The sequence below is a fragment of the Corynebacterium sp. BF-R-2 genome (genome assembly GCF_024586525.1).
Lineage (GTDB): Bacteria > Actinomycetota > Actinomycetes > Mycobacteriales > Mycobacteriaceae > Corynebacterium > Corynebacterium singulare.
This window is the reverse complement of sequence record NZ_JAMFTP010000028.1, coordinates 1-1,929: the sequence shown is the minus strand read 5'-3', so window position 1 is coordinate 1,929 and position 1,929 is coordinate 1. Positions and strand designations below refer to the sequence as shown.

General features: G+C 54.7%; 1 protein-coding gene and 1 pseudogene. Both read right to left on the bottom strand.

The features are described 5' to 3' along the window. Positions 1–117: pseudogene (locus M5J09_RS13110) on the bottom strand (aldehyde dehydrogenase family protein); the annotation flags it as partial. A 21-nt stretch (positions 118–138) separates the two neighbouring features. Then, positions 139–1,662: an IS1634 family transposase gene (locus tag M5J09_RS13105; protein WP_257158159.1), complete on the bottom strand. Its 1,524-nt coding sequence runs from the start codon at positions 1,660–1,662 to the stop codon at positions 139–141. Positions 1,663–1,929: the final 267 nt, after the last annotated feature.

The window sequence follows — 1,929 nt, the reverse complement described above, 5'->3', positions numbered from 1 at the left end:
GTCATTTGCCAAGGTGACGAGCTCCTTAACAAATTCGTCATAAATGTCAGCAGCTACTATGAGGCGCTTGTTGGAATTGCACGCTTGTCCAGTGTTGTACATGCGGGTGCCCCACGCTAGCTCCTGACTTGGCTCAAATTAGTGCCGAAGGGTTGGGGTGGTGATGGTGTTGACGAGGGTTTGGATTTCCGGGGGTAGTGGTACGGCGGCGTGGACGGTTTCGCCACCAATGACGAGTTGAAAGCTGCGGTATTTCTTGAGTGTTCTCACCAGGCGTTTGATGGATTGACCACTGCGGGTCTCCATCAGGTGGGCCACGGCTAGTGCTGCCATCACAATATGGAGATGTGCTGTGATCGAGTCTTGTTTCCTGGCGTAGATTGGGCGGGCTTTCAGGTCTGATTTCGACATCCGAAACGATTTCTCAATGTTGAATAGCCTGCGGTAATGCCCGATAACCTCCTGGGCGTCAAGAGCGGTCAGGTCGGTTTCATAGCCTTTAATTCCGGCTAGGGCTCGGTGTTTGGCAGCAAGAGCGTAGTTGACCTTCTTGTTCGGAGCGGAAAGATCGATATAGCGGTTGCGCTTAATGGCGATATCGCCGTCAACAGCGCGTTTGGCTTTTGCGACTTGCTCTTTGATTCCGCGCAGGCTGCGTCTGGCCCGGTCGTGGGAGTACTGGTAATGCGTCACCGTATTCGGGGTTGTGTGTTTGCGCCCATCGCTTGCCGAGGCTTGTGTCCAGATCTGGCCGTGGGTGTAGTCTTCACCGGGGTTTTCCCGCCGCCAGGTTTCAATTACCTCTGGCACGGTGGGGGTTTTCACCGACAAGATGTAGTGCAGACCTGCGTCAATGAGTGCTTGTTTGTTCGACGCGGAGAACATCCCTGCATCAGCAACGACGGTAACTTCATCGAGTTGGTAGGCCTCTTGGAACCGTGTGATCATCGGCAGCATCGTGTGGGTTTCTGCCGAGTTGCCAGCAAACGCGCCAACATGCAGTGGAAACCCGGTGGCATCAGTAAGCAGCCCGACAAGGATTTGTGGCTCTACACGGCGCTCTTTGGAAAACCCGGGTTTGCGAAGCTCATCAGGAGTATCGGTTTCAAAGTACAAGGTGGTCACGTCGTACAAGATGAATGCGCCTGGCCCGATACCTGCATGATGCGCCAGCACTTGGGTTAATCCTTCGCCGAAGGCATCTGTAGCAAAGCCAGGCAGTCGGCGTTTAATCGTGGCGTAGCTTGCGCTTGTCACCCCAACTTCAGCAAGGGTTTCGATCGAATCAAACTTCGAGCCAGGATTAATCAACCGGGCACGCACCAGATCGCGAAACACCGGATCATCACCGCTTGCTGCAGCAAGACCTAACTCGTTGAAACACGCATCAATACAGTCCAACAAGTAACCAGCTCGCTGTGCTGTCACCGGCACCGGGTCATCAGCAGTTCCCCTGCTTGCTGAAGGCTCTACTCCAAGATCAAGGGTGAGTTGATCTGCATCAATAAGACGCCGGGCCTGGGCTTTAAGCTGCTCAACTTGATCAGGTGAGTGCCCTGATCCGACCTGTTGAAGCTTTTTCGACCCCCGATGCTCAGACCACACCACCTGAACCGCCGTCGCCCCGGAAGCGGTCTTGACAGTGCGAATGTATGGACTCACAAAATCAGACTACCGGCTACCCCCGCCGATACCCGCTTAGTGCCGAAAAAACAACCACCACAACACCAAACCGGCTCTTCCGGTTTCGGGGTGCGTAGCGGGGTGAAGTTGGCCACGACGGGTTTAGCGGGTCACCACAACATGTAGGGGTCCCTGGTGTGAAGATGAAAGTTCCTACACAACCATCTAAACCCACCAGGGACCCGTACTGTGAAGCCTACTGGAAACCTCGTCGCCGACACTATCTGCCGTACCGCGGAAATCGGT